This is a genomic window from Streptomyces sp. NPDC001406 (assembly GCF_042895285.1).
GTDB lineage: Bacteria > Actinomycetota > Actinomycetes > Streptomycetales > Streptomycetaceae > Streptomyces.
Window position 1 is genome coordinate 67293 of sequence record NZ_JBIAWG010000026.1, and the last position, 19819, is coordinate 87111.

At 67.8% G+C, this 19819-nt stretch carries 20 protein-coding genes and 3 pseudogenes; 9 read left to right on the top strand and 14 right to left on the bottom strand.

The annotated features are described in order from the left end of the window. Positions 1–26: 26 nt before the first annotated feature. A complete protein-coding gene (locus ACFY1J_RS42445; RefSeq protein WP_390712714.1) occupies positions 27–440 on the bottom strand; it encodes a hypothetical protein in 414 nt (137 codons plus the stop codon). Positions 441–992: 552 nt separating this feature from the next. On the opposite strand from ACFY1J_RS42445, the gene ACFY1J_RS42450 reads away from it, so the two are divergent. Both ACFY1J_RS42450 and ACFY1J_RS42455 read left to right on the top strand, forming a co-directional pair. Next, a complete protein-coding gene (locus ACFY1J_RS42450; protein WP_390712713.1) occupies positions 993–1370 on the top strand; it encodes a hypothetical protein in 378 nt (125 codons plus the stop codon). A gap of 19 nt (positions 1371–1389) precedes the next feature. Next, a pseudogene (locus ACFY1J_RS42455) lies at positions 1390–1648 on the top strand (prolipoprotein diacylglyceryl transferase family protein); the annotation flags it as partial. 124 nt (positions 1649–1772) lie between these two features. Here ACFY1J_RS42455 and ACFY1J_RS42460 read toward each other — a convergent pair. The 5 genes from ACFY1J_RS42460 to ACFY1J_RS42480 all read right to left on the bottom strand — a co-directional run bounded on the left by ACFY1J_RS42460 (position 1773) and on the right by ACFY1J_RS42480 (position 6024). After that, positions 1773–2429, bottom strand: a complete 657-nt coding sequence (locus ACFY1J_RS42460; RefSeq protein ID WP_390712712.1) for a DUF3105 domain-containing protein — start codon at positions 2427–2429, stop codon at positions 1773–1775. 60 nt (positions 2430–2489) lie between these two features. Next, positions 2490–2852: a hypothetical protein gene (locus ACFY1J_RS42465; protein WP_390712711.1), complete on the bottom strand. Its 363-nt coding sequence runs from the start codon at positions 2850–2852 to the stop codon at positions 2490–2492. 2 nt (positions 2853–2854) lie between these two features. Then, positions 2855–4807, bottom strand: a complete 1953-nt coding sequence (locus ACFY1J_RS42470) for a copper resistance protein CopC (protein WP_390733078.1) — start codon at positions 4805–4807, stop codon at positions 2855–2857. A gap of 171 nt (positions 4808–4978) precedes the next feature. Next, positions 4979–5350, bottom strand: a complete 372-nt coding sequence (locus tag ACFY1J_RS42475) for a BlaI/MecI/CopY family transcriptional regulator (RefSeq protein ID WP_390712709.1) — start codon at positions 5348–5350, stop codon at positions 4979–4981. A 146-nt stretch (positions 5351–5496) separates the two neighbouring features. Further along, a complete protein-coding gene (locus ACFY1J_RS42480; protein WP_390712708.1) occupies positions 5497–6024 on the bottom strand; it encodes a hypothetical protein in 528 nt (175 codons plus the stop codon). Positions 6025–7416: 1392 nt separating this feature from the next. Here ACFY1J_RS42480 and ACFY1J_RS42485 point away from each other — a divergent pair. Beyond that, positions 7417–7683, top strand: a pseudogene (locus ACFY1J_RS42485) (TetR/AcrR family transcriptional regulator); the annotation flags it as partial. 125 nt (positions 7684–7808) lie between these two features. Here ACFY1J_RS42485 and ACFY1J_RS42490 read toward each other — a convergent pair. The 4 genes from ACFY1J_RS42490 to ACFY1J_RS42505 form a co-directional block, all read right to left on the bottom strand. Beyond that, positions 7809–8384, bottom strand: coding sequence for a TetR/AcrR family transcriptional regulator (locus tag ACFY1J_RS42490; RefSeq protein ID WP_390712707.1), 576 nt, complete (start codon positions 8382–8384; stop codon positions 7809–7811). Positions 8385–8564: 180 nt separating this feature from the next. Continuing rightward, positions 8565–8702, bottom strand: a complete 138-nt coding sequence (locus ACFY1J_RS42495; protein WP_390712706.1) for a DUF418 domain-containing protein — start codon at positions 8700–8702, stop codon at positions 8565–8567. Further along, on the bottom strand, positions 8699–9685 hold the full coding sequence (locus ACFY1J_RS42500; protein WP_390733079.1) for a DUF418 domain-containing protein: 987 nt from the start codon (positions 9683–9685) through the stop codon (positions 8699–8701). The genes ACFY1J_RS42495 and ACFY1J_RS42500 overlap by 4 nt, the downstream gene beginning before the upstream one ends. 810 nt (positions 9686–10495) lie before the next feature. Next, complete coding sequence (locus ACFY1J_RS42505) at positions 10496–11257, bottom strand: hypothetical protein (RefSeq protein ID WP_390712704.1); 762 nt, start codon at positions 11255–11257, stop codon at positions 10496–10498. An 828-nt stretch (positions 11258–12085) separates the two neighbouring features. Between ACFY1J_RS42505 and ACFY1J_RS42510 the strand changes: the two genes are divergently transcribed. The 5 genes from ACFY1J_RS42510 (at position 12086) to ACFY1J_RS42530 (ending at position 14322) form a co-directional block, all read left to right on the top strand. After that, positions 12086–12919, top strand: coding sequence for a transposase family protein (locus tag ACFY1J_RS42510; protein ID WP_390712703.1), 834 nt, complete (start codon positions 12086–12088; stop codon positions 12917–12919). Between the two features lie 43 nt (positions 12920–12962). Beyond that, positions 12963–13469 (top strand): hypothetical protein, encoded by a 507-nt coding sequence (locus ACFY1J_RS42515; RefSeq protein WP_390712702.1) that lies wholly within the window; start codon positions 12963–12965, stop codon positions 13467–13469. Between the two features lie 104 nt (positions 13470–13573). Beyond that, on the top strand, positions 13574–13786 hold the full coding sequence (locus tag ACFY1J_RS42520) for a hypothetical protein (RefSeq protein ID WP_390712701.1): 213 nt from the start codon (positions 13574–13576) through the stop codon (positions 13784–13786). A 36-nt stretch (positions 13787–13822) separates the two neighbouring features. Further along, positions 13823–14083 carry a tyrosine-type recombinase/integrase gene (locus ACFY1J_RS42525; RefSeq protein ID WP_390733085.1) on the top strand — a complete coding sequence of 87 codons (261 nt, stop codon included), beginning with the start codon at positions 13823–13825 and terminating at the stop codon, positions 14081–14083. Further along, positions 14083–14322: a helix-turn-helix domain-containing protein gene (locus ACFY1J_RS42530; protein WP_390712700.1), complete on the top strand. Its 240-nt coding sequence runs from the start codon at positions 14083–14085 to the stop codon at positions 14320–14322. The genes ACFY1J_RS42525 and ACFY1J_RS42530 overlap by 1 nt, the downstream gene beginning before the upstream one ends. Positions 14323–14931: 609 nt before the next feature. Here the strand turns inward: ACFY1J_RS42530 and ACFY1J_RS42535 are convergent. Then, positions 14932–15762, bottom strand: coding sequence for a hypothetical protein (locus tag ACFY1J_RS42535; RefSeq protein ID WP_390733080.1), 831 nt, complete (start codon positions 15760–15762; stop codon positions 14932–14934). Between the two features lie 768 nt (positions 15763–16530). Here ACFY1J_RS42535 and ACFY1J_RS42540 point away from each other — a divergent pair. Further along, positions 16531–17232, top strand: coding sequence for a hypothetical protein (locus tag ACFY1J_RS42540; RefSeq protein ID WP_390712698.1), 702 nt, complete (start codon positions 16531–16533; stop codon positions 17230–17232). A gap of 236 nt (positions 17233–17468) precedes the next feature. On the opposite strand, the gene ACFY1J_RS42545 is transcribed toward ACFY1J_RS42540, so the two are convergent. The 3 genes and pseudogenes from ACFY1J_RS42545 to ACFY1J_RS42555 form a co-directional block, all read right to left on the bottom strand. Continuing rightward, complete coding sequence (locus ACFY1J_RS42545; protein ID WP_390733086.1) at positions 17469–17888, bottom strand: transposase; 420 nt, start codon at positions 17886–17888, stop codon at positions 17469–17471. Continuing rightward, positions 17845–18744: pseudogene (locus tag ACFY1J_RS42550) on the bottom strand (ISL3 family transposase); the annotation flags it as partial. The pseudogene ACFY1J_RS42550 and the gene ACFY1J_RS42545, both read right to left, overlap by 44 nt. Before the next feature lie 197 nt (positions 18745–18941). Beyond that, positions 18942–19151: a hypothetical protein gene (locus ACFY1J_RS42555; RefSeq protein WP_390712697.1), complete on the bottom strand. Its 210-nt coding sequence runs from the start codon at positions 19149–19151 to the stop codon at positions 18942–18944. Between the last annotated feature and the right edge of the window lie 668 nt (positions 19152–19819).

Below are 19819 nucleotides of genomic sequence, written 5' to 3' on the forward strand. Positions count from 1 at the left end.
ACCTTCCTTCGTACGTACGAGTTCCATCATGCCGCCGTCGTGGCCGGCACCCCAGCGCCTGTGGTCGGCGTCGGGTGGCCGGGCAGCGCCGGGGTGGTGAAGGAGCGCAGCCGGTTGGCGTTGCCCACCACCGGCAGGGAGGACAGGGCCATCGCCGCGGCGGCAACGATCGGGCTGAGCAGCCAGCCGGTGACCGGGTACAGCACACCGGCCGCGAGCGGGATGCCGACGGTGTTGTACACGCAGGCCATGAACAGATTCTGGTGGATGTTGCGCATCCCTGCCCGGCTCAGAGCCACGGCTGTGACCACGCCGCTCAGCGATCCGGCGATCAGCGTGATGTCGGCGGCCTCGATGGCGACGTCGGTGCCCGTGCCGATGGCGAGGCCGACGTCCGCCTGGGCCGGGGAGAGAGCGTCGTTGATCCGGTCGCCGACCATGCCGACCCGCTTCCAGTCCTACCCTCAACCGCCGCCCGGTCCGCCTCCAGTGCAAGGGAGGTGATGTCAGTCCCGTGCTCGGTCAGCAGTGCCGCCTTGCCCACCAGCGCCCGGCGGCCGTCGACCGTGGCGGTGATGCCGTGCCCGGTGACCGAGTCGAACGAGCCCACCTCCGCGAGCGAAATACCTCGATCAGTGGCCCCTGAGGCGATCGCCTGGCCCAGAGGGTGCTCGGAAAAGTGGTCGGCCGAGGCCACCAGGCGAAGCAGTTCGTCCTCGGTGAGCCGTTCGCCGGCAAGAGGTCGGTCAGCTCTGGCCGACCCAGGGTGACGGTGCCGGTCTTGTCGAGCGCGATCGCGTCCAGGCGCTCGGTCTCCAGCGCCTCGGCGGAGCGGATCAGGATCCCGGCCTGAGCGCCCTTGCCGGTGCCGACCCCGCACCTGGGAGCGGCAGCAGCGCACAGCGCCCGCACACGGCCGCTTCATGGCCCCTTCACAACGCGTACCTAGCGTCGACAGCACCACCGCACGAAAGCGACGGAAAGGACCCGAGATGATCAAGCGCAGGACCCTCGCGGTGGCCGCGGCCACCACCCTCCTCAGCGGCCTCGGCGCGTACGGTGCCGCCACCGCGTTCGCCTCGCCCTCCGACCCGACTCCGCAACCGACCTCCTCGGCCACGGCCTCACCGAAGAGCGACGGCATGGACCGGGACGCCATGATCCGGCATTGCACCAAGGGGCTGCCCGCCGGAGAGCGGGCCTCGGCGGAGAGGCACATGCGCGAGATGCTGTCCGCTCATGGCAGCGAGGCCGAGCACTCCCAGATGGACGACCACTCCGGCACGTCCATGAGCGGCATGGGCGGCATGGGCGGCAACTCCACCGAGTCGATGACCGGCATGATGGGCGCCACCGAAGACGGCTCCTGATCCGGCGGAACTCGCCTTCCTGCCGAGCCCGCCCAGCTCTACCTCATCGCGGCCATCGCGATCGGCCACGCCACTGGAGTGCCCGTGGCGGCGCCCTTGGCACCGTCCTCGACATCGCGATGGTCGCCGTGCCGTTCGGCATGCTCGGCGGCCGCCTCTACCACGTGCTCACCAGCTGGCAGCTGTACTTCGGTACGGGCCGCAACCCGACCGAGGTCCTGTACGTCTGGCACGGCGGTATCGGCGTGTGGGGCGGCATCGCCGGCGGGGCACTGGGCGTGGACCAGTAGCCCCGCCGGGTTGTATCGCCAGGCCATAGCCACGCCGCGGAAGACGGCCACAACCGCGCGGGTCAGTGGAGGTCTGGAACCGGGAACGTGGAGCTATGCACCTGGTGCGGGCTCAGGCGGACTTCCCACCGGTGCAGGCGGCTCCCGGCTCGGGAGTCTGCTTGCCCTGGACATACTTCCCGAGGAACTCGGCCACCCGCGGGTCGGACTCCTTCGTAACGTTGAGCTGGTGGCCCCAGGCCGTCAGCGTGATCGGTGCGGACTGCTTCTTCAGCGGGCTCATCAGGGTGTACGGAGTCTTGCGCACCTTGGCCGCGAGCGCCTTGACGTCCGCGTCGGAGGCCTGGTCGTTGTAGGTGACCCAGACGGCGCCGTGCTCCAGGGAGTGCACGGCGTTCTCGTTCTTTATCTCGCTCGTGTAGACGTCGCCGTTGCAGTTCTGCCAGACGGGGGCGTGATTCCCGCCTGCGGCCGGGGTCATCGGGTAGGAGACGGGCTTGTCGACGTGAGTGCGGCCGAGCTTCGACCACGTCTTCTCGCCGGCGACCGGGGCGGCCTTGGCCTGCTCCTTCTCGTTTGCGGCATCGATCAGATACCAGCCGCCACCCACCAGCCCGGCGAGGATCGCGGCGGACGCGACGATGGTGATGATCCGGTTGCGGCGCTCGCGGGACTGCTCGGCGCGGCGCATCTCCTCCATGCGGGCGCGGCGGGCCTCGGCCTTGCTCTGCTTCGTGTTCTTCTTGTTGTCGGAGTTGGCGGATGCCATGGTGAAGTCCTTTTCGTACAGCGGAAGTTGACGGATGCCGACGGGAAACGAGGCGTCCGTCTAGGTCCGCAGCACCTGCAAGACGTGCAGATCTGGCGCGCGGGGGGCAGCCGGGTCCAGGTTGATGAGCTTGAAGGACGAGGCCGGTCGTGCGCCCGCCCACACCGGGAGGATGAGCGGCTGGGGATGCGGTCCGGGGCCGGTCGTCGGCATGTCCGCCGCCAACTTCGCGCCGCACTGGTCGTGTGCGGGCAGAGCGCAGGCGTGCGTGCGGGACCCGCCGTCGGACGTGTCGTACGCGGAGAGGACGGCGACCGGCTGCACCGTAGGCCCATGGGCGCACAGGCACACGGCACCGAACACCGTGGCCAGGGCCACCAGCAGGCCCAGCACCACGGATCCGGTCCGCCGCCGCGCGCTCATGGTCAGCCGCCCGCTTCCTGCGCGTCCGGGTAGGTGAAGGAGCGGTGGATGAGGTGGTTGGGCGCTACCAGCGTTTCCCGTACGACGCGGTCGTGGTCGTCGAGTGTCAGCTCCAGGGCGAGCCGCTCACCGGGATAGCCGAGGGCGAGCACGGTGTGGCCCTCGGCGTCGGTGAACCGGGACGTCTGGGTCGCCTGGCCCTTCGCGTACGGCTCGGAGTCCACGAAACGGCCGCCGGACAGTTCCAGCCGGGTCGGCGCGATCGTCGCCCTGGCCGTGTCGCTGGCGACAAGCTCGTGCAGGGTGAACTTCTTCACGGCACGCATCGCCTTCACAGTGCGGACCAGTTGCGCGGCGCCCGGGCGCACCGGCCACATCACCCGCAGCGTTTCCCTGCCGCCGCCCCACCCCTTCGCGGAAGCCCGCACGGTCAACAGGTTGGCACCCTTCTTCCAGATTACGGGCGCGTAGAAGCAGCCGTCACCGCAGCCACGCAAGGAGACCGTACGGGCGCGGCCCACGGCGTCGGCCAGGCGGAGCGACGCCTCGTACGATCGCGAGTCGTCGCGATCGAGGTCGGTGGTCGGCGCGGTCAGCCGCACTACCACCTGCCCGGCCGACGCGGTTGCGGCGATGCCGATCTCATCGGCCCTCCCGCCCGCGGTGATCGCATCACCGGACGCCGGTGGCGCGAACGGAAGTGCGGCCTGCGCATCCCTCGGGGGCTGGGTGACCGACAGCCAGGCGGTCACGGCCAGCACAGCAACGAGAGCCGAGGCCTCGACCCGGACGAGCGAGCGCGGCGCCGAACGCGCCATCTGCCTCCGCGCGGTCAGCGCGAGCACGCACACCGCCGCGACCAGCAACAACTTGACGCTCAAAAGCTTGCCGAACGAAGTGTCCAGCAGCTCGGAGGGCGAGATCAGCAGGAGACCGGACAGCGTTCCGGTGAGCAGCACCACGATCACGAGGAGCAGGGCGAGACGGGCGTATGCGCCGAGTGCCGCACGGAAACGGGTGTCCCATCGGCGGGCGATGCCCACGTGTACGAGGTGGACGAGCGCGCCGATCCACACCGCGGCCGCCGCCAGATGCATCGTCGTCAGCACAGGACCCCACACGGCCGACGCACCGGCAGGATGGGCGCGCAGTCCCTCCGACACGATGGCTGCCGCGAGCCCTGCCCAGGCAGCCGACGGCCACCCGCGGGCCGTCGCCACGGCTGCCACCAGCCACGCGGCCGCCTCGATCACCGCGAGCATCCCGGCCCGCCCGACGAACAGCGTCACCCCCGAAGGTGAGGAGAAACCCTCGACCAGACTCCCGCCTCCCGCGATCAGGACCGCGAGCCCGAGCGAGGCCACCAGACCGCCGACCGCGCCCGCCCGCGCCCACGGCCGGGGCTTCGTGATTTCGTGCCGGGCAGCCAGTCGCTCCCCGACCAGTCCGCCCAGGGCCAGCGCGAACGCCCCGAACAGCACCCACCGCAATACGGCGGTCGCACCCGCCCCACTGACCTGTTGCTGCCCACCGGCCGACCCGGCGGACAGACCGGCGGCGGCCGAGCCCACGGCGAAGCGGTAGCTGCCACCCATCACATCGCCGTCCTGGGCGGCGACCTGCCAGTCCACCGTGTACACCCCAGGCCCCAGCGTCCCCTGCACCGGCACCGTCACCTGACGGCCGCCCTCACTGCGCGCGGCGGACCCGATGTCGACTGCCTTCCCGGCGGCCGTCGTGATTCGCGCGGTCCGCGCCCCAGCGGGCTGCACCGGCTCATCGAAGACCAGCGCAATCTCCTTCGGCGCCGTCGGTACGGCGCCCTCGATCGACGGGGACGCGAACAACAGCACCGCATGTGCCTGCGCGGAGACGGAAGACGTCAGCAGCGACGCACCGGTCAACAGCAGCACGGCCGCAAGGCGGGCGACCCCGCGGACCCACACACCACGCATCCGAAATACCTAAGTTTTCTAGGAGACCGTGGCGGTGAACATACCAGGCTCCGCACACACAGGCCCCTGGTCAACCAACGGCGGACATGGTCTCTGTGGCGTGTAGGGCCGGGAGCGAGCAGGCGTTGACTCCCAGCACGGCGGCGTACCCGAGGAGCAGCGCCGCGACCCTCATGCCCGTCCTTCAGCGCGCGCGGTGAGCGCGGCCCGCAGCTCGTCGAGCTCGTCGGCGTCCATCTCGTCGAACAACCGCACCAGCGTCGCCGTACGGTCGGCGCCTGTGGCCCAGACCTGGTCGATCAGCGAGGCCGCGTACTCCTCCCGGCTCTTGGTCGGCGCATACCGGAACGCGCGGCCGTCCTTGGCGCGGGACAGCCAGCCCTTGCGGTGGAGGATCTCCGTAACGGTGTGCACGGTGTTGTAAGCCAGCGGCTGCGACCGCGGACCGTTCAGCTGCTCCAGCACCTGGCGCACGGTGACCGGCTTCCCGGTGGACCAGACGACATCCATGATCGCCTGTTCCAGTTCGCCGAATCCTCGCATCCCGGCCGCCTCCGTCCTCGAAAACCTAAGCAGCATGGTACTTCCGCTTGCTGCCCGGAACGCACGGCACGGCTCCCACCAGGATCCCAGTGGGAGCCGTATCGCTGGGCGGAGAACGACAGCAGTTGCGTCCGCCTCCAGGTCCGTCAGTGGCTGTGGCCGTCGTCCGCGTGCCCGGCCTTCTCAGCGCCCGTGCCGGCGGGGCTACCGCTCGCAGCGGACGGGGAAGAAGGATTCTCGCCTCCCGGCTCTGCCTCGTGGGCGCCCTCGGATTCCTCCGACTCCGCGGACGGCTCCTCCCCGTGGCTGTGACCGCTGTCGCCTCCCGACTCGGAGGCCATCCCGTCGGCTATACCGCGCAGCCCCACGAAGGCGAGGGCCGCCGTGACAAGCACCAGCACGCCCGCCGGGCCGAGGATGCTGCGCCAGCGTGCCGGTTCGTGTCGCACCACGTACGCGATGAAGGACAGGGTGAGGCCGAAGGGGATCAGCATCGCGCCACGCTCGGGAAAGTCCTCGAAGTGCTGCAGCCCGCCGCTGAGCATGCCGATGCCGAACGACAGCGCCAGCGAAGCGGCGACGATGCTCAGCACCTTGGACGCCTTGGCCCGCTGCTTGCTGAGGACGAACTCTGTGAGGAGGGTGGCACAGAGGAAGACCGCTGCACCGATCACCGCAATGACCGTGTACCGGGCGGGGTCGAGCGGATGGTGCACGATGGCGCCGCTGATCAGTCCGGCGCCGACGAACGTGGCGGCGTAGCCGAGGTAGTTGCCAAGCAGGGGTGTCCGCTTCGGCGCCCGGCGGCGGCCGCCACGGCGTCCTCGGCCCCTTGGGGAGGACGGTTCAGGTTGACGCGGTGGGACAGGGGCATGCTGCCGCTGCGGAGGTAGGGAGTTGTACAGCTCGTACGCCTGTGATTCTTCCGAAGGCACAGACGTGCTGGGGTGGCCGACGATGCGGTGCTGGGACACAGATGACGCCTTTCAGCGCAGGGCGGTGGACGGCCGCGTGCGGGTGCACCGGGCCGACCCCGTCAGGTAGAGACGGTGGACTGTGAAGGAGCGCGTCCGGAACTGAACGTCCGGCGCGCCGAGGGCGCAGCGCCCGATTGCGCGCACCTCACGTCACCGGTGCTCTAAATCCGTAGTACCTGCAGCCGCGAACAAGCCCTTGTCGCAGTCGAGTTCGACCCCGGGCAGCCTCCAACCGCGTTGCCGCCCGCCTCTCCGCCCCGCACCGCCAGGCCGTGCGGCGGGACCAGCCAGGAGCCGGCCGGGACCACCGCGAAGCAACTGGGGACTTCTGTGTGGGCCCGGGCTCCGATGTGCTGATGAGGGTCGGGAAGCTCAGCGGTCTCAACGCCTGGGGGCGAGAACCCCGTCCCGTCGGCAACGGCCCCGGCATGGCTCGCATACTGAACGGCACCAGACGCCGAGACTCCGCCGTGGGCGCCCGCATGCCCCAACGTGTGCAGTACGCCTACGCCGAGGAACAGCAACGCGAGCAGGATGAGCCGCAGGGCGATGTCGCTCGCCTTCGTGCTCTTGCCCACACGCCCCTACCGCCATCCCACACCTGCGCTCTGCAGCAGGCGTTCGTTCTGTCGTCGGCGGCACAGCGTACCGGTGAAGCGTCTCCTCTGGGAGACGGGGGCCTGCTCCGTCACTGGCAAGGGCAGGGCGTGCACCGCCACTGCCCTCGCGAGCGGCTCAGTGAGCGTGCGGGCCTCTGCGGCTTCCCCGCCAGCCGGAATGAGGAGCAGGGCGACGCCCGCGCTCGCGGCGGCCGCGACCGCGCTGAGCGTGAAGGCGTCAGTGAAGCCGCCGATCGCTCCATGCTCGATGTTCGGCCGCGGCGACCGTCGACATCACCGCCACGCCGATCGAGCCGCCCACCTCGTGGAAGGTGTTGACGACGCCCGAGGCCAGACCCGCCTCCTCATGGGCGACCATGGCCAGCGCGGTGGCCGTGGCGGTGACGAACACCGCACCAATGCCGAATGAGGCGATCACCAAGCCAGGCAGCAGTCGCGCGTAGTCGCCACCGAGGCCGGTGTGTCGAAGGTGACCGTCTACAACCACTTCGGCACCAAGGCCGACCTGTTCATCGGTGTCATCAAGGACTCGTTGGACGCGCCGCTCGGCGGCGCGCTGGTGACGGCGATCGACCGACTCGCCGAAGCCGACGACCTGCGCGAGGCCCTCATCGCCGCCGCCCGCGCCTGGGTCGAGGGCACCCGAGCCAATCCGGATGTCATCGCGCTCCGCAACGTCGTCGCCCGCGAATTGCACCGCTTCCCGCAACTGGGTGAGGCCTGGCGCCACGCCGGCCCCGAACGTCACCACCCAGGCGTGGCGGGAGCGCTGAAGGCACTGTCCCCCAGGGGCGCCTCCACATCCCCGACATCGAGGTGGCGCCCACGGAGTGCGGTGGACGTCAGCAGCTGGGGACGACGTCAGCCCTGTGGCCGCAACCCATCCAAAGTGACCGAGACAAGCCGCTTGACCGCGGCCTTGGAAGGCAGGCTCCCCGCGCCAGCGAGGGCGTGCAGGCAGTACCCGGCCAGCTCGTCGGGTGCGACGTCGTCGCGGACGGCGCCCGCCTGGGCCGCCTCTGCGAGCAGGCTGCAGATGAAGTGGCGCAGATGCTGCTCTGCGTGGGCCACATGGTCGCCCCGGTGCAGGAGAGCGGAGAGTTCTGCACCGTGACCGTGTCGCTGCTGCTGGATGAGTGCGTAGCGCTCCAGGACCGCCGCGAGCCGATCACCCGGGGAGCCGGCACGGTCGCGCAGCTGGGCGAGCTCATCGAGATGACCGGCGATTTGGCGCTCGTGCCAGGCCATCATGATCGACTCGATGTCGGGGAAGTACTTGTACAGCGTGGCCCGGCCGATGCCGCTCTCCTCGGCGATCCGGGACATGGTCACAGCTCGCAGGCCGTGCTCCCCCACGAGAGCCGCCGTGGTCGCAAGTACCGTGTCGCGTACGGCGCGGCGATGCTCCTCGATGGTCTCGTTCCACAGCTTGGGCACGGATTCAGTGTACGTGACGACGAATCCCAGACATGTCGATTAGATGGGGACACACTGTCTCGGTAAGTGCTGCGGCCTCCTCATTCAAAGACCGCCATCTGCCGCGAGGTTCGTAGAGGCGAGACACGAGAGCCCGCCCGTAGTGGCCCCGCCCGGACTCGGCGTGGCGTCGGCGCCGTCTTACCTGATGCGCCACGCGGGCCGGCCGGCAAGGTGCAGCAGATACTCGAGCGGGCCGCGTCTGAATCGACTGGTCCATACGGCCGCCAGGATCGTGGCCACCGCGATGAATCCGAGGAGTACCGGCAGGGCGCTCATGGTGTCGCCGTGATCGCGGGCACGTACCAGACGTCGGCGAAGAACCAGAGGGCGACGATGTGCAGGACATACGAGGTCAGAGCCATCGTGCCGACGGATGCCACGGGTCCGGCCAGGCGCTTGATCCGCGGCATCCGGTCAGCGACGGTCAAGCACGCAGCCACCACCGCCAGGGCGACGCCCGTGTTGCCGAGGATCGAGAAGGTCGTCTGGCTGTGCGGTGCGGCCACCAGCAACCAGGCCGTCGGGGGACGGTTCCCTGGTTCGCCGACGGTGTCGGACCACCATGCCGACGACGCCGAACCGCCGTCCGCGGCGGCCGCGACGACGGAAACAGCGCGCGGGACCAAGTGCAGCACCAACCAGGATCCGCCGTAGCCGAGCAGGGCCAGCGCCCCTCCCACGACGGCCAGCCGGGACCGGACACCCGACCGAGTGAGATCGAGCCGGGCTACTGCCATGCCCGCGACCAGGAACGGTATCCAGGTGAGAACCGGATATGCACCGGTGAACAGCAGTTCGATGACGCCGTCGGTGTCGGTGATCCGGGCGAGCGGGTCCCAAGACGTGACGGTGTCCGCCCAGCTGCCGTCCTCGATCGAGGCCCGTATCACGTACAGGGCCTGGGGCAGGATCAACGCGCCTGCGGCTGCGATACGCGCCAGCGTGCCCGCCCGCAACCGATACAACGGGAGGACGGCCAAGAAGAGCAGTGCGTAGAAGCTCAGGATCACGTCCACGTCGGTGTCCAAGGCGGTCAGGATGTAACCCATGGCCAGGAGGAGGACGGCGCGGATCACGATCCTCCCCACGGCCTGACGGCCGGCCCGCCCGGTCCGGGGATGCGGACGGCCCATGATGATGACCAGCGAGAAGCCGGCGAGCAGCGCGAAGAGGGCGGAGGAGCGCCCCCGAGCCGTCTCCACCAGGAAGCCCACCGGTCCGCCCACCGTCACGTCCGGGCCGACATGAGCGGAATACATGCCGAAGACCGCGAGGCCGCGGGCCAAGTCAATGCCGATCAGTCGCCCCGTCGACGTCGCTCCGGCGGGGGCTGAGGAGCAATCGATCTCAGGCTCACGCGGCGCCTCTGCCGGTACGGCCGACGATGGGTTCTGCGTCACGTCTTCAGGCTTTCCAGAATCCCGCCCTGGCTCACCCGACGCATTTCCGACGGCACCCCGCCACCTGGCCGGAGCCACTCCGGCCGATTGACGGCCGCACCACCAATCGGCGGGAATGGGCACCGGCCTGACCTACGCAATCATCGACTTCCTGCCATGGCCATGGTCGACCCTGCGGGCCACCGAACTCGCCGGCACCCACAAAACATCCGTAAACACGCCCTCGGCGCCACGGCCACCGTCCACATGCACCACGCGGACGGCGCCATCCGCACCACCGTCACCAACACAGCCCCATCCGACCCGCTCTCCCCCTGCCCGGCGCCCACCACGGCCTCGTCGGCGTGCGCCAACGCGCCGAACTCCTCGGCGGAACCATCACATCCGACCCCACGTCCGACGGTGGCTACAAGCTCAATCTGGAACTGCCGGTCATCGAATCGCCGTGACCGCTGTACACGCGACTCGTCCCAGATGCAGGACATCGTGTCCCACCCGTCCCGTGGTACCCCAGCCCCGTCACATCTCGGGTAATCCGGGGACGAGGTCGACCTGCCCGGTATCGGCCTTGAGGTAGACCAGCACCGGATCACATCGTGCCGGGACAGATGGGAACCAGGACGTGGGCAGCCGAAGCGATCCGGCGGCCCACGGCCTGCAGGCGAGGAGCTACCTCGCCCAGATCACGAAGGTGACCACCGACTTGCCTTTCCCGAAGTTCCGGACGTAGGTGTCTCCGTGCGAGGAATGTGCCACACGCTTGCCCCAACTGGACTTCCCGTTTGTCACTTGGGGCACGGTCGCGGACTGGTCGACCGTGCTGGTCGAGTCGAGGTGTGCGTAGATGGTCGCGAGCTCGTCGTAGTCGTGCTGGTTCGGGTCGAGGTTGCTGGGCGGCCCGTCAGGGCTGTTCGTATAGTCCATGCACGTGCCCAGGTTGGGGTTGCCGAAGTTCGTGTCCTGGTGGTCGAGGCCGAACGTGTGGCCGACCTCCTGGCAGGTCACCATCTGCCTCCAGGATGGAGTGTTGTACGTCGCTGTGTTGAAGTACGTGTCGTTGAGCTTCACCGTGCCGGCCGTGATGTGCGTCCCACCGGTGGTGGATATCGAGGCGATGCCGAGCCATCCGTTGTTGCCGTACGTGCTGTTGCACACCTCGACCCGACCGCTGGTGGCGGCGCAGCGTCTGGCCGAGGACTGCCCTGCAACGACAGTGGTGTCGAGGACCGTGGACTTGGACCAGTCCGACGAGGCGGCGCTCAGGTAGCTCTTCCAGTTCGAGCTCAGGTTGTCACCGAGCTTGAGCGTGAACGGGTTTGCCGTACGGGCCCAGTGGTATCCGCCCCACGAGTGGCTGGCCTGGGCGGAAGTAGTAAAGGTCAGTGTGGCGGCGGCCGCTGCGGTGGCAGCGATAAGCAGCTTCGTGCGCACGAGGGGTCTCCTCAGTGGTTGGGGACAGAAGCCACACGCGAACCCGAGAGCGCCCCTCTGTCCTGGCACAGCCGAGATCGCGGACTACCTTGCGGTGGTGCGGTGGTGACTGACCGTGCGGACTGGACGACATGCGCAGCAAGTACGTGAAGGAGGCATGCCGGTGGGGTTCCAGTCGATTCGGGAGACCGAATCGCCCGTAGGTTAAGGGAGCTCTTCAACCTTTGTCATGCACACTGGAAGTAAAGACTTTGCTAAGTAGACTCGTAGGACACCAGCTCGATGACGTCGCAGTGAACTCCCCAGCCGCGAGAGGGTGGTGACCCGGAACCCGAACACCCGTCGAGGCAGACGTTGGCCGTGGCTGAACAATGCGCGGATCACAGCCGTCAGTTGCTGCGGACGTGCAGTCATGTCCGGCACCCAAGTCCTCGCGCAGCCATCGGTCCTTTCTCTCCGCGGACCCAGGGCAGTGCCACGTCTTTGCCGTTGACAAGGCACCTTGCCGCCAGGCTGAGGGGACGGACGTTCAGCGGGAACCCCATCCGGCGAGCGCCAGGGGGCCTCGACAAGCCCGTACTTCGGCACGGTCACCGTGCCGGCGCCGGCGTGCCACGCCGGACGACCTCGCGGTAAGTGGGGTTGTAGGTAGCGGTACTCCGTGGGCCGGTTGGCGGGACGGACCCGCCTACGAACCGGCCCCCGCGGCTTGACATCCCCTACTGGGAGTCATTTCGTTCGGCTCTGATCAACTTTTCGGGATGACCGAGCGTAACCGATCTCTAACTCCCTTGTTGATCAGTCGTGTTGGGAGATCAGATAGTCGACGTGCTGCTGCCACCGCTGGCGGGCGTGACGACAGAAGACATACACGCAGAGGGCGCCGGTGTCCGCATCACCGCTTCGGCCGTCGGCGGTGTCGGCCGGTGCCCCAGCTGCGGGGCGAGCTCGCAGCGTGTCCATGATCGTTATGGTCGGCGGCTGGCCGATGTCGCGATCGGCGGGCGGCCAACGACGATACATCTGACGGTCCGACGGTTCCGGTGCGAGGTGCCGTCGTGCCCTCGCAGGACCTTCGTCGAGCAGGTCGATGGGCTCACCTTCCGACATGGACGCCGCAGCCAGTTGCAGCAGGCCATGCTGACCGCGATCAGACGCTTCCTGGCTCGACGGGCTGGTGCCCGGCTCGCGGCCATGCTGCGCTGCACCGTCAGCCCGAACACGCTGCTCAGCCGCGTGCGGCAGTTGCCCGCCGAACCGCCGGAACGAAGTCCTCGCGTTCTGGGCGTCGACGACTTCGCTCTCAAACGCGGTCATGTCTACGGCACCGTCCTCATCGACATCGAAGCCAGCCGCGTCGTCGATGTCCTGTCGGACCGCACCGCCGAGACCTTCACCGCCTGGCTCAAGCAGCACCCCGGCGCGGAGATCGTGTGCCGTGACCGCGCGAGCGCGTATGCCAACCGGCGCGAATCGCATCTGATGCGAACTGGACGCATTTTACGCCGCGTTGGCCTATGGGGCGTAAGGAAGCCGTTGATCAGTGAATTGAGGGTTCACCGTCTGCCTGTCGAGACGGTAACGGACAGGTCCGGCCAGTGTCGTTCCGCTTCACTCGATCGGACGGCTGACCTGCCGTTCTTCTCCGGGCTTCGCATCTGATGCGAGATTCTCGCGCCGGATGCGATCTACGGAGCGTGACGAATTGGCAGGCAACAACAGGCCGGCGTCAGGGGCCGCACGGCTGCACCTGGCGGACAAAGTGCCGCTGCTGCGGCCGGAGGAGCAGGTCTTCGAAGCGATGCTGGACGGCTGGCGCAACCAGCAACTGGCGCGGAACCTCGCGCTGTCGACCATCAACGGCCGTGAGCGGAAGGTGCGGGCATTCGTCACCCATGCGGACGCCTTCCCCTGGAGCTGGTCCTCGACGCTGGCGGACGAGTGGTTCGGCGACCTGCGGGCGGTCCGCGGCTGCGTCCGCTCGACGCTGCGCGGCTACCAGGAGGCGGTGCGGCTGTTCTGCGACTACGCCACCGACCCCGGCTACGACTGGGCGGCCGAGTGCGACCGCCGGTTCGGCACCCATCCGATCCAGTGTGCCACGAGTGGAACACCGCCGTGCACATGCAGGAGTGCGAGGCCGAGTCCCCGAAACGGGCCTTCACCCGGGACGAGTTGCAGGCGTTCTTCGACCACGCCGACGACGAGGTGACACGGGTCCGCGGACGCGGCCGCAAGGGATGGCTGCCCGCCTTCCGCGACGCGATGCTGTTCAAGACCGCGTAAGCCTACGGGCTGCGGCGCAACGAGACTCGGATGCTGGATGTCGCCGACTTCGCCCGCAACCCCGAGGAGACGGAGTTCGGCGAGTACGGCGTCTGCTACGTCCGCCACGGCAAGGCCAAGAAGGGCTCACCCTCCAAACGCCGCAGCGTACTGACGGTATGGGAGTGGTCCGCCGAGATCCTCGACCAGTGGACGAGTGAAGTGCGGCCCGCCATGCGCCACGCGGACGGATCCGCCCTGTGACCGTCCGAGCGCGGACGGCGGGTCGGCCTGCAACAGCTGGACTCCCGCTTCGCCGCCTACCGCGACGACCTCGGTCTGGACCCGGTCCTGGACTTTCACTCGCTACGAACGTCCTACGTCACCCACCTGATCGAAGACGGCTGGGACGCCCTATTTGTCCAGCAGCAAGCCGGCCACGACCATGCCAGCACAACCTCGATCTACACCTGCGTCTCCTCCGACTTCCGCACCCGCACGCTGCGGCGGGCGCTGGACGCCACGGTCGAGGCCGCGCTCAAACCCGTCAGGAGGGCGTGATGAAACGCCAGCTCAGCTACCAGTGGCGACTGCGGGAGCGGATGGCCGCCGCCGGAATGTTCACAACCAGCGAGTTGGCCCCGCCGCTGGCCGAGCGGGGCATCAACCTGTCGCTCTCCCAGGTCCACCGGCTGGTCACCGGCACCCCCGAGCGGCTGTCGCTGCCGGTGCTGGCCGCACTCTGCGACATCTTCGAGTGCACCCCGGCCGAATCTTCGAGTGCACCCCGGCCAACCTGATCACCACCAAGGCCGAGAACGCCGCCATCCGCAAGGTCGCCACCGGCGACGCGGTCGTCGACCTGTCGGCGGTCCGTCCCAAGCGCGCCCGGATCCGGCCCGAACCCGAGTGCCGGCGAGCGCGCGGTTCTGCGCCCGCTGCGGCCGGGCGGTGCGGCCCGAGACGAACCACTGGCCTGAGGGCTACATCTGCCAAAGCTGCATGACCAGAGCCCTGGAGACCTACGGAACGTGCGTCGGCTGTGGCGTCGATCGGCTCACCCCTGGCCTCGCGCCGGACGGCGGCAAGCTCTGCACTGACTGCGCAGGCGGGCTCGGTGACTTCACCTGCGAACGCTGCGGCCAGGAAGCCAGGCGCTACCGGCGCGGGATCTGCGGCCGATGCGTCCTGACCAAACGTCTCCATGACCTACTCGACGACGGCTCCGGCTCCGTCAACTCCGAACTGCTCCCGCTGTTCGATGCCTTGCGACAGATACGCCGTCCCTGGGGCGGACTGACCTGGACGAGCCATTCCCACGTCCAGCGCAACCTGCGGGCCCTGGCCCGCGGCGACGTCCCGCTCACCCACGACGGACTGAGCCAACTCACACCCTGGCGGTCGGTCGCCTACCTGCGCGACCTGCTCTTGCAGAGTGGTGTCCTGCCCCGGCCGACCGGCAGCTGCTGCTGTTCCAGCGTTGGCTTGCCGAGAGACTGCCCGCCATCGACGGCCCCGGTCATCGGCGCCTGCTGGAGCTCTTCACCACCTGGCACGTCCAGCGCCGCCTGCACACCCTGGCCGACCGCTGCCCGCTCACCAGCAAGCAGATCCACCAGGCCCGCAACGAGATCCACCTCGCGACCGCCTTCCTCGCTCACCTCGCCGAGCGCGGGCGAACCCTCGCCGACTGCACGCAGGCCGATGTCGACGACTGGTACGCAGGCGGCTACACCGCCCGGCGCCTCACCCATGCCTTTCTGCGATGGGCGATGCGGTCCAACCACATGCCCACGGTCACCATTCCGCACCGCTGCACCAGCAACCCAACCCCGCTCGCTCAGCACCAACGGCTCACCTTGCTCCGGCAGGCCGTCAACCGCGACGACATCCCTGTCCAGGACCGCGTGGCCGCCATGCTCGTCCTCCTCTACGCGCAGCCGCTCACCGGGATCGCACGGCTCACCACCGAAGATGTCCTCCGTGAGGACGGCGAGGTCCAGATCCGGCTCGGCGACCCGCCGTCGCCCGTCCCTGAGCCCTTCGCCGGCATGCTGCTGGACTACCTGGGCCAGCGGCCGAACACCATGACCGCAACCAATCCGGGCGCCCGATGGCTCTTCCCTGGCCGACGGGCCGGACAACCCATGACCTCGGACACCCTCGAAATCCGCCTCCGCGACCTGGGCTTCCCTACCCAGCGAGGACGCACGTCGGCGATCCGCCACCTCGTACTCCAAGGCCCCGCCCCCGTGGTCGCCCGCATGCTCGGCTACCACGACGACACCACCGCCCAACTCGCCGCCGAGAGCGGAGGGACCTGGCGGCACTATGCCCCCGGCGACCACTCACGAAGCTCACGAACCCTCATCGGGCACGCGACTCACGAGTACACGAGGCCGCCAGTTTCATGCCCCAAGAAGTCAGGGCCGAGGACCTGGCGGAGGTCTCGCCGTACATCACGGAGAACATCAACCGGTTCGGGGAAGTACTCCACCTGCGAGCTTGGCATCGAGCCGGAAGCGTACGACGCGAAGCTGGACGTGGACTTCACCCTGCTGCGCGAGCAGGAACTGTGCCGGTACGGTCCGCCTGAACCAGAGCAGGTTCGGAGAACCACTGCTAGCTTTCGTGTCCGTGCTTCTCCGATTCCCCATCGTTATCGTGCGGATGGTCATCGCCGCGGGCGTACACCGCGAGGAGCCCGAAAAGGGGAGCGAGGTAGGCGCTTGCGCCTCGCCTGGCGTTACTTTTCCAGACAAGATGAGCGCAGCTCCGATAAGGAGCCCAGTCAGGGCGGAGAAGACGGTGCATATCCAACGCTCCGGCTTCGAAGATCGACGCATCGGTGTTTCCTTCCGGCATGGGGAATTTCTCGCCTTTTGAAGGGCACCCTGAGCATCAGGTAAACGGTGGGGCCATAGCAACATAGTCCGATGTACGGCGATGTACATTGCCGTACATCGGAAAACCTCCCCATTCAGGAGCATGACCCCTACCATCGACTCATGGAAGCGCACAGCAACGACATCCCTGAGCTGGAGTTCAGCACCACAGACGCGCGGGCCGAGTTAGGGAAGCTTGCCGCCCGAGCCGGCAAGGAAGAAGAAGTCGTGCACCTGACAAAAGGCGGAGAGCGGTTGGCCTCCATGGTCGCACCGCACGAAGGGGAGCGTGTCGCACGCAGAGGCAGGGCGGTTTCGACACCGGGGGACGTCAAGGCTGCGGCACTCATCGCGACGGGAATGCTTCACGGAGACCAGTCGACGCTGGCGGCATTCGACAGCATGAAGTCCAATGCTGAGAATTTCGCGGGAGGGATCATTACCTTGATGGGTGCCCTCTATCTTCCCGTCCACGCACAGGGAAACGAGGGGCGGCTGAACGTCGCCAACGACGACGGCAGTACATCGGTCAGCGAATCCACTATGGCCGATCTGGTCATTTCACAGCTCGCCGCAAGGGACGACCTCCCTCTGAATCGCGAGGCACTACCTCTGATTGCCGGAGCATTCTGGGCCATGCAACTAGGGATCGACCCGGCAGCGTGGCGAAATTCCCTGAATTTGCCCCTAATCTACGGAGAACCCATAGCGTGGCTATGGGCAGTATACGCAACCGCTCGCTTCCTTGACCAGGCGGCAGGTCGGCCAATTGCGGAGCAGATAATCTGCGATGCCGCCGAACATTTTGGCATCATGCCAAAGTGAAATCTCCCTAAACTTCGGGCGATAGCCCTGCAGGAGCAGTTGTTCGCCCCGAACCAGTCCGGTACCGCGGCATCACGTCACCGGGGGGTTCGGCCTTCTCTGTACGCGACCCGGGGAGTTGGGCTGCGAGTCCGCCAGTCTGGAAGGCGGCGAAGTCGGCATGGGCTCGTTCGATGGCTTCGGGGTACGGTCTCGCGCTCGGCGTGTTTGGCGAGCGCCCGGTAGATGCTGGGTCTTCAAAGTTGAGCGGTGCGGAGGTGTCCGCGGGCTCGGCGGGTGGTGACGCAACGTGTCCGTAGGCGCTGGTTGTCGGCGTTCCTGAACCCGAACGCGTTGCGGGCGACGAGCTTTATCACGCGGTTGATGCCCTCGCTCTTGGCGTTGCTGTGGCCGGTGTCGATGAATGCGGCGATCTCGGTCCACCAGCGGTCGACGGTGGCAGCGAGGGTACGGACTTCGGGGATGTCGGAGTCCGCGCACCAGGTGAGGAACTTCCAGCGGGCGTGGCCGACTTGGTGGCGGTCGGCCCCGGAGCGGGCCAGGGCCAGGAGCTTGTGCAGGTTCTCCTTGGCAATCCACGCTGTCAGCAGCGTCTGCCCGATCTTCCGCTCGGAGCAGGGTGTTCCACATGGTGGCGAACTGGTCGTCGGTGAGATCCTCGCGGTTGCGCAGGAGCCGCCGTCCGGCCTTCCACTCCGGGTCGGTGGCGCGTCCGCGTCGGCCCCGGATCTCGGCGGTGGTGCGGCGCCTCACCGTGGAGAGCATCTTGTTGGCGAGCTGAACGACGTGGAAGTGGTCGACGACGATCGCGTGCGGCAGGCCGGTGCGGATGGCCGCACGGTAGGTGGCCGACATGTCGATGGCGACGTGGCGGATACTCTTTCGCCAGGTCAGCGGTGTGGTGGCGAGCCAGACGAGGACGTCGGCGACAGTGCGGCCCTCGACCTGGCCGAGCAGCCCGCCGGTGCCGGCTGCGTCGACGAAACCGGTGTGCCACCGGTCCCGCACCAGGTGCCACGTGCCGGTGTCGGGGTCCTGCTTCCACTTCGTCCTGCCCCGCCGGGTCTCGTCGATGCCGAGCACGTTCACTTCGGGCAGTGGGGCGTCGATGACCTCGCGTGCCGATGTGCGGAAGGCGCCCATCACCGTCGGCCAGGACAGATGCAGGTCGCGGGCGGCCTGGATGACCGTGGAGCCGGCGTCGTGCACCCGGTGCCCAGCTGCCTGGCGCAGCCGGGTGGTGATCCGCGCCCCGGCCGGTATCTGGGCGATGCTCTCGGTGAACGACTTCCTCAGGCGCTTCGGCTCGCGGCACCACCAGCGGCGTTTGTGCCAGAAGAACTCCAACTTCCGGTCCCCGTAGGGGATGTCACGCGGCCGGGTCACCACCGGCCCCTTCACCCGGAAGGCGATGACCCCGCAGGAGGGGCAGGCCCGCGCCGCCTCGTTTGCCGTGATCAGGTACACCCGACGCGTCCCGTCGGCCAGTGACTCGACCCGCACGACGGACACCCCGTCGAGACCGAGCAACAACGTCGTATCGTTGACCAAGCCCGTGGCTCCCCCGTGATCCTTCTGCGTAGAGAACAGAAATGATCAACCAAGACCACGGGCATCCTGCGTCCTGGGGCCAGTCCCGCCATACACACACCGTGACGAACAGTCAACATGCCGACGAGACGCACCAGCCCCAGCTTGAGGCGCCGTGTCTACGGACTGCTCTGGCGTTTCGCCCGGCGGCGTCGGTAGAGGCCATGCAGGCTGAGGACGACCATCACGCCTGCCGTCAGCGGCCACCACCACGAGCTCCCGTCCTGGGCCATCTGTATGCCCTTCCACAAGAGAGCGATCGAGAGCAGCAGACCGAGCAGTCCCATGGCGACGTCGAGCGGACCACCATCCCTGAACGGATTCTGCATCTTCGTGTTCCTCTACTCTGCGGGCTCGCGCGATCACGGCGTCGGCGAGTGTAGTCAGTACCCGCTTGAAGCCATCGCCTGGGTGCAGGTTAAGAAATGGGCGCGCACGCGGAGTAACAGTAGGTCAGTCCCTCCGCGCCACCGCACCGCTCAACTTCGAAGACCCCTCAAGTCGGTCAAAATCCCCCGGCAGCACGTCGAGCAGGAAGTGCTCGACTTCCCGATCGGCCCGCTTGATCAGGACGAGGCAGCGGTAACAGAGCTTGGGGGATGCTCAAGAAGGATCGCTCGCAGAGACCCCGTCGCATCGTCGGTCAGGTGCTGATCAAGCCATCCAGGCTCACGTCCCCTGCCGAGGTTGAGGCGCTCGCTCTTCGAACTCAGTCCTACGCGGTCCTGCTTGCTCACACGCTTGATCGCTTTGGACACCTTCTCCGGCATGAGAGCAGGTTAGCCATCAACGGCCAGACGCGAGCTGCTGCACAGGATAGAACACAGACAGCCGACCCCACGACGTCCCCAGCACAAACAGTGACTGCACTTGACGCTTGGGCAGCAGTACTCGCGACAGTTGAATACGCGAGCCCGCCAGTAGGCCGTCCACGTCCCATCCAAACGACGAGACTCCGGTGGTGGCAAACAGTCCACTGACGCGTTCTTCAGAAGGG

Bases quoted from the DNA above. Each gene is read 5' to 3' on its own strand.
- ACFY1J_RS42465 (WP_390712711.1), bottom strand. From the start codon at position 2,852: ATGAGCGCGCGGCGGCGGACCGGATCCGTGGTGCTGGGCCTGCTGGTG.
- ACFY1J_RS42445 (WP_390712714.1), bottom strand. From the start codon at position 440: ATGGTCGGCGACCGGATCAACGACGCTCTCTCCCCGGCCCAGGCGGAC.
- ACFY1J_RS42540 (WP_390712698.1), top strand. From the start codon at position 16,531: ATGGAAGCGCACAGCAACGACATCCCTGAGCTGGAGTTCAGCACCACA.
- ACFY1J_RS42495 (WP_390712706.1), bottom strand. From the start codon at position 8,702: ATGAGCGCCCTGCCGGTACTCCTCGGATTCATCGCGGTGGCCACGATC.
- ACFY1J_RS42450 (WP_390712713.1), top strand. From the start codon at position 993: ATGATCAAGCGCAGGACCCTCGCGGTGGCCGCGGCCACCACCCTCCTC.
- ACFY1J_RS42460 (WP_390712712.1), bottom strand. From the start codon at position 2,429: ATGGCATCCGCCAACTCCGACAACAAGAAGAACACGAAGCAGAGCAAG.
- ACFY1J_RS42500 (WP_390733079.1), bottom strand. From the start codon at position 9,685: ATGTATTCCGCTCATGTCGGCCCGGACGTGACGGTGGGCGGACCGGTG.
- ACFY1J_RS42475 (WP_390712709.1), bottom strand. From the start codon at position 5,350: ATGCGAGGATTCGGCGAACTGGAACAGGCGATCATGGATGTCGTCTGG.
- ACFY1J_RS42555 (WP_390712697.1), bottom strand. From the start codon at position 19,151: ATGCAGAATCCGTTCAGGGATGGTGGTCCGCTCGACGTCGCCATGGGA.
- ACFY1J_RS42470 (WP_390733078.1), bottom strand. From the start codon at position 4,807: ATGCGTGGTGTGTGGGTCCGCGGGGTCGCCCGCCTTGCGGCCGTGCTG.
- ACFY1J_RS42530 (WP_390712700.1), top strand. From the start codon at position 14,083: ATGAAACGCCAGCTCAGCTACCAGTGGCGACTGCGGGAGCGGATGGCC.
- ACFY1J_RS42520 (WP_390712701.1), top strand. From the start codon at position 13,574: ATGCTGGATGTCGCCGACTTCGCCCGCAACCCCGAGGAGACGGAGTTC.